This is a genomic window from Amycolatopsis sp. NPDC041971, from assembly GCF_055588925.1.
Genome location: NZ_JBVJCE010000041.1, coordinates 1 through 6,786, shown reverse-complemented (window position 1 = coordinate 6,786; position 6,786 = coordinate 1). Strand labels below are relative to the sequence as shown.

Genomic DNA, 6,786 nt, shown 5'->3' with positions numbered 1-6,786 from the left:
CGTCCGTGGGCGTGGGGGGTGGGGTGGGGGGGAGGGCGTCCAGTGGTGGGGGGGGGGGGGGGGGGGGGGGTGGGTGGGGGGGGGGGGTGGCCGCCCCCCCCCCCCCCCCCCCCCACGACCCACCGCACCGACGACGTTGTGACGCTGGCCACCTCCGGGCGGGAATCCGGTGTCACCACTGAACTCCGTACCTGCGAAAGCGCCCAGTACGGGTTCGAATTCTCGGGTGGATACCCCATCGATACTGACCTCGCGGGCCGATTCGGAGCCTTCGGCTGATCCCTTGACAAAGCGTGGGGCCGACCGCACGATCTCGACTCATGAACCTGTCTGACAGCCAGACAGCCGGACACGGTGGTCCACGACGCGTCAGCGCGATGGAGGCCGTTCTGGCCCACCTCCGCGGCGCCATCGAGCGAGGCGAGTACCCCGTCGGGGAGAAACTGCCGTCGGAATCCGCGCTCGGCAAGGAGTTCGAGGTCAGCCGCTCGGTCGTCCGCGAAGCACTGCGGGGACTTCAGGCGCTCGGGCTCACCGTGTCCAAAACGGGCAAAGGGACCTTCGTGACCGCCACCGGGCCGGTCGAGAACCCCACCTTCGGGACCTACTCGGCCCGTGACCTGTTCGAGGTCCGGCGGCATGTCGAGATCCCGGTCGCCGGGTACGCGGCCATGCGCCGCAGCACCGACGACCTGGATCTGCTCGGTCACCTCGTCGAGCGCATGGACGTCGAAACCGACAACACCGCGTGGGTGGCGCTGGACTCGCTGTTCCACATCACCATCGCCCAGGCCTCGGGCAATCCGGTGTTCGGCAAGGTCATCGAGGAGATCCGGGACGCGCTGGCCCGCCAGTCGTCGTTTCTCAACCAGTTGGGTGGCCGTCGGACCCGCTCGAACATCGAGCACCGTGAGATCGTCACCGCCATCGCCGCCGGCTCCGAAGCGGACGCCGTCGCGGCGATGACCTCGCATCTCGAACACGTCGAGACCGCGCTCACCACCATCGTGCGGCCGGGCCACACCACGCACCAGAACAAGGACGATTGAACTCGTGACCGAACAGACCCTCAGCGCGGACGGCAAATCCGCGCCGGTGCCCGCAGACGCCGGTGACGCCGGCTACGACAAGGCGCTGAAGCCCCGCCACGTCAACATGATCGCCATCGGCGGCGCCATCGGCACCGGCCTGTTCCTCGGCGCGGGCGGACGGCTCGCGCAGGCGGGTCCGGCACTCGCGATCGTGTACGCGGTCTGCGGCCTTTTCGCGTTCTTCGTGGTGCGCTCGCTCGGCGAACTCATCCTGTACCGCCCCTCCTCCGGCGCCTTCGTCTCCTACGCCCGGGAATTCATGGGCGAGAAGGGCGCTTTCGTCGCGGGCTGGATGCACTTCCTGAACTGGTCGACGACCGGTGTCGCGGATATCACCGCGATCGCGCTGTACGCGCATTTCTGGTCCTTCTTCACGCCGATCCCGCAGTGGGTGCTGGCGCTCATCGCGCTCGCGGTGGTGCTGGCGCTGAACATGGTGTCGGTGAAACTGTTCGGCGAGATGGAGTTCTGGTTCGCCATCATCAAGGTCGCCGCGCTGGTGGCCTTCATGGGCATCGGAATCTTCTTGCTGGTCACCCAGCAGCCGATCGACGGCACCACGCCGGGCTTCTCGCTGATCTCCGACCACGGCGGGATCTTCCCCGCGGGTCTGCTGCCGATGGTGCTGATCGTCCAGGGTGTCGTGTTCGCCTACGCCTCGGTCGAACTGGTCGGCGTCGCCGCCGGCGAGACGGAGAACCCGCGCAAGATCATGCCCAAGGCGATCAACTCGATCATGTGGCGGATCGCGATCTTCTACGTCGGCTCGGTGATCCTGCTGGCGATGCTGATGCCGTGGAACTCCTACTCGAAGAACGAGAGCCCCTTCGTCACCGTGCTCTCGCACATCGGGGTGCCACAGGCGGGCAACGTGATGAACCTGGTGGTGCTGACCGCGGCGCTGTCCAGCCTCAACTCGGGCCTCTACTCCACCGGCCGCATCCTGCGTTCGATGTCGCTGGCCGGATCCGCGCCGAAGTTCACCGGCGTGATGAACAAGAACCACGTGCCCTACGGCGGGATCCTGCTCACCTCCGCGGTATGCGTGGTCGGTGTCGGCCTGAACGCCGTCGTGCCGAGCCAGGCCTTCGAGATCGTGCTGAACTTCGCCGCCATCGGCATCCTCGGCACCTGGGCGAGCATCGTGCTGTCGCATCTGATGTTCGTGCGCAAGGCCAACCGCGGCGAGGTCGAGCGCCCGTCGTATCGCCTGCCGTTCTCGCCCTACACCGAAATCGCGACGCTGATCTTCCTCGCCGCGGTCGTGGTGCTGATGGGCTTCGACGAGACCGGCCGGATCACCCTGTACTGTCTGCCGGTCATCGGGCTCGCGCTGGTGGCGGGCTGGTTCGGGGTCCGCAAGCGGATCAACATGGACGTCTTCGAAAAGACGAAGCTGTGATCCCCGAGCTCCGCGTACCCGCCCACGAACCGCTGGTGCATCTCCTCCGCGACGGAATGGTCGAGGGGGTGCACCACGGTTCGGCCGTGGTGCTGGCGCCCGACGGCCGCGTGCTGTTCGCCGTGGGCGACATCGAGGCGGCGTTCTATCCGCGTTCGGCGGCGAAACCCTTGCAGGCCACGGCGATGGCCCGGCTCGGGGTCGAGCTGAGCGCCGCCGGGTTCGCCGTCGGCGCGGCAAGCCACTCCGGCGAGGAGATCCACCTGGCCGAGGTGCGCAACACCCTCGACGGGGCCGGGCTCGCCGAGGAAGACCTGCGGACACCGGAGGATCTGCCGTTCGATCCGGTGGAGCGCGACGCCTGGGTCGCGTCGGGACGGACCGCTTCGCGGCCGGCGCACAACTGCTCCGGCAAGCACGCCGCGATGCTCGCGACCTGCCGCCTGCACGATTGGTCCACAAAGGACTATCTGGATCCGGCGCATCCGTTGCAGCGCGCGATCGCGGAATGCGTCGAGGACCTGACCGGGCAGCGGATCCCGAAGGTCGCCGTCGACGGCTGCGGCGCTCCCCTGTTCGCGGTGTCGCTGCGTGGGCTCGCCCGTGCGGTCGGCGAAATCGCCGCGGCGCGGCCTGGTAGTCCGGAAGGCCTTGTCGCCGAAGGTATCCGGAAGCATCCGGAACTGGTCGCCGGCACCCGTCGTGACGTCACCGCGCTCATGCGCGCGGTGCCCGGCCTGATCGCCAAGGACGGTTTCGAAGCCGTCCAGGTCGCCGCTCTGCCGGACGGCACGGCGATCGCGATCAAGATCGCCGACGGCGGCGACCGCGCGCGGCGGCCGGTGCTCGCCGCCGCGCTCGCGCTGTGCGGTGTCGATCCCGACGTGCTGGAACCCACACCCGGCCTGCGGGTGACCGGCGCGCTGGCCGAACTCCATCTCGCCGCATGAGGAGCCTGCGATGCACCGTGTGGAGCACGATCTGCTGGGGGACAAGGAAGTCCCGGCCGACGCCTACTGGGGTGTGCACACCGCGCGCGCCAGGGAGAACTTCCCCATCACCGGCACCGCGATCTCCGCGTACCCGCATCTGATCGAGGCGCTCGCCTCGGTCAAGGAGGCCGCCGCCCGCGCCAACGCCGATCTGGGATTGCTGGAGCCGGACGTCGCCGACGCGATCCGCCGGGCGTGCCGCGAGATCCGCGAAGGCGCGCTGCACGATCAGTTCGTGGTCGACGTCATCCAGGGCGGCGCGGGCACCTCGACGAACATGAACGCCAACGAGGTGATCGCGAACCGCGCGCTCGAACTGCTCGGGCACGAGAAGGGCGATTACACTCGTGTGCACCCGAACGAGCAGGTGAACCTCGGGCAGTCGACCAACGACGCGTACCCGACCGCGGTCAACGTCGCGACGATCATCGCCGTGCGCGAACTGGCCGAGGCGATGGTCGTGCTGGAGGAAGCTTTCGCCGCCAAGGCCGTCGAGTTCCGCGATCTGCTGAAGATGGGCCGCACGCAGTTGCAGGACGCCGTCCCGATGACACTGGGGCAGGAATTCGGCACCTACGCGGTCATGCTCGGCGAAGACCGGCTACGGCTCACCGAAGCGGTGGCGCTGCTGCACGAGATCAACCTCGGCGCGACCGCGATCGGCACCGGGCTCAACGCCGCGCCCGGGTACGCCGAAGCCGCCGTCGCGCACCTGCGCGAGATCACCGGGCTGCCCGTCGTGTCCGCCGCGGACCTCATCGAGGCGACGCAGGACTGTGGCGCGTTCGTACACCTTTCCGGCGTGCTCAAGCGCATCGCGGTCAAACTCTCGAAGAGCTGCAACGACCTGCGGCTGCTCTCGTCCGGGCCGCGGGCGGGGTTCAACGAGATCAACCTGCCGCCGGTACAGGCCGGGTCGTCGATCATGCCCGGCAAGATCAACCCGGTGATCCCCCGAGGTGGTCAACCAGGTCGCGTTCGAGGTCATCGGCAACGACGTCGCCGTCACGATGGCTGCCGAGGCCGGGCAGTTGCAGCTCAACGCGTTCGAACCGCTGATCCTGCACTCGCTTTCGGAGAGCATCACGCATCTGCGGTCGGCCTGCCTGGTGCTGGCGGAGCGGTGCGTCTCCGGGATCACCGCGAACGCCGGCGTGCTGCGGGGTTACGTCGAGAACTCGATCGGGCTGGTGACCGCGCTGAACCCGAGCATCGGGTACGCGGCCGCCACCGAGATCGCCAAGGAGGCGCTCGAGACCGGGCGCGGGGTGGCGGAACTCGTCGTCGAGAAAAGCCTTTTGCCCGCTGAGGAACTGGCGAAGCTGCTGAAGCCGGAGACACTCGCGCGGCTTCCCTGAGACCCGCGGGGCGGTACCGGGCGGTCCGCCCCGCGCCAGGAAAGCGTCCTTCATTGCGAATTCCGCGATGAAGGGACGCTTTCACTTCAGGCGGGCGCGGGGCCACGCGAGTACGGTCGTAAGCGGACGGTGATCCTCCGCACGAAAGGTGGCACTGGCGTGCTCGACCGACTTCTCGACCGGTACCTCGGCCTCCCGCCCGCCGAAGGCCCCGCCCCCTCGGTGACCAGGGGGATCGCCGTCCCGATGCCCGACGGCGTCCGGCTGCTCGCGGATCGCTACGCCGTCCCGGGCGACGAGCCGCGGCCGGTGGTGCTGATCCGCACGCCGTACGGCCGCAAGGGGGTGACGGGCAAGATCTTCGGCGAGACACTCGCGCGGCACGGATTGCAGACGGTCGTCCAGAGCACGCGCGGGACCTTCGGCTCCGGCGGCGAGTTCCGGCCGTTCCACCTGGAGAAAGAGGATGGCCTCGCCACCGTCGCGTGGCTGCGCGAGCAGCCGTGGTGCGACGGCCGGGTCGCGATGGCGGGCGCGAGCTACCTCGGCCACACGCAATGGGCCGTCGCGCCGTACCTCGACGAGCCACTCGAAGCGCTGTGCCTCGGCGTCACCGCGTCGGAGTTCGTGTCGACCTTCTACCCCGGCGGGATCCTCGCCATCGACAACATGGTTTCGTGGTCGGCGCTGATCGGTCGCCAGGAGGGCCGGTTCGCCGGCCTTCCGAACCCCTGGCAGACAAGGAAGACCCGCCGGGCCATGGCCTTTCTGCCGGTTTCCGGCGCGGACGTCGCGGCCATCGGCAAACAGGTGCGGTTCCTCCAGGACGTCACCGGACACGCCGAACCGGGCGACGGTTTCTGGGCGCCGTCGGACCACAGCGCCGAGGTCGCCGCGCTGCGGACGCCGGTGACCATGGTGACCGGCTGGTACGACCTGTTCATCTCCGCCCAGTTGCGCGACTTCAAGGAACTCGCCGCGGCCGGACATGAACCGCGGATCACCATCGGCCCGTGGGCGCACGGCGAACCCGCCAGCCTGAAAACCCTGCTGGCCGACCAGATCGGCTTCCTCTCCGCCCACCTCCTCGGCGACCCCGCGCCACTGAGGCAGTCGCCCGTGCGCCTGCACCTCCAGGGATCCGGGCGGTGGCTGGACTTCGAAAGCTGGCCGCCCGAGTCCGAAGCCACACCGTATTTCCTGCGCCCCGGCAGGCTTTCCCTTGACGAGCCGGTGGAGTCGAAACCGGGCAGGTTCACCTTCGACCCGGCCGATCCGACACCGACCGTCGGCGGTCCCCTGCTGTCGGGGGTGCGAAAACAACAGGACAACAAAGACATCGAAGCTCGGCCGGACGTACTGGTCTTCACCGGTGACGTACTGAAACGCGATCTCGACGTCATCGGCGAGATCTCCGCGCTGGTGCACGTCCGGACCGACCTCGGGCACGGCGACGTCTTCGTCCGGCTGTGCGATGTGGACGGCCGCGGCGTCTCCCGCAACGTCACCGACGGCATCCTCCGCCTGCGCCCGGGCGACGCCGAGTCCGATATGGACGGTGTGGTCGCGGCCGAGGTCCACCTCGACCCGACGGCTTACCGGTTCCGCCGCAGGCACCGGCTGCGGTTGCAGGTCGCGGGCGGGGCGTTCCCGCGCTTCGCCCGTAACCACGGCACCGACGAGCCCGTTTTCAGCGCGGTGGACGGGAAACCCGCGCGGTTCGAGATCTTCCACGACCCCGCGCACCCGTCCCGGATCACGCTGCCGGTGTTCGCGGGCTGAGGTGACGAGGCGGCGGTGGAGTGGTGGGGCACGGTGGTGGGGGGGGGGGGGGGGGGGGGGGGGAAGAAAAGCAACCCCCCCCAAAGAAAGGGGGTGGGCGACACGTCCCACCCTCCCCCCCCCCCCCACTGAAAGTCTCTTCCCCCCCGAAAAAAGAGACC

4 protein-coding genes and 1 pseudogene are annotated in these 6,786 nt (G+C 68.9%); all 5 read left to right on the top strand.

Features of this window, described 5'->3' with window-relative positions; genetic code table 11:
• Positions 1 to 377: 377 nt before the first annotated feature.
• The 5 genes and pseudogenes from ACZ6DT_RS40050 (at position 378) to ACZ6DT_RS40030 (ending at position 6,625) form a co-directional block, all read left to right on the top strand.
• Complete coding sequence (locus ACZ6DT_RS40050; protein ID WP_465605266.1) at positions 378 to 1,049, top strand: FadR/GntR family transcriptional regulator; 672 nt, start codon at positions 378 to 380, stop codon at positions 1,047 to 1,049.
• Between the two features lie 4 nt (positions 1,050 to 1,053).
• Positions 1,054 to 2,493, top strand: a complete 1,440-nt coding sequence (locus ACZ6DT_RS40045; protein WP_465605263.1) for an amino acid permease — start codon at positions 1,054 to 1,056, stop codon at positions 2,491 to 2,493.
• Positions 2,490 to 3,443, top strand: a complete 954-nt coding sequence (locus tag ACZ6DT_RS40040) for an asparaginase (protein WP_465605261.1) — start codon at positions 2,490 to 2,492, stop codon at positions 3,441 to 3,443. Before ACZ6DT_RS40045 ends, ACZ6DT_RS40040 begins: the two co-directional genes overlap by 4 nt.
• A gap of 10 nt (positions 3,444 to 3,453) precedes the next feature.
• Positions 3,454 to 4,843 (top strand): annotated as a pseudogene (locus tag ACZ6DT_RS40035) (aspartate ammonia-lyase).
• A gap of 159 nt (positions 4,844 to 5,002) precedes the next feature.
• Positions 5,003 to 6,625, top strand: a complete 1,623-nt coding sequence (locus ACZ6DT_RS40030) for a CocE/NonD family hydrolase (protein ID WP_465605258.1) — start codon at positions 5,003 to 5,005, stop codon at positions 6,623 to 6,625.
• Positions 6,626 to 6,786 lie beyond the last annotated feature (161 nt).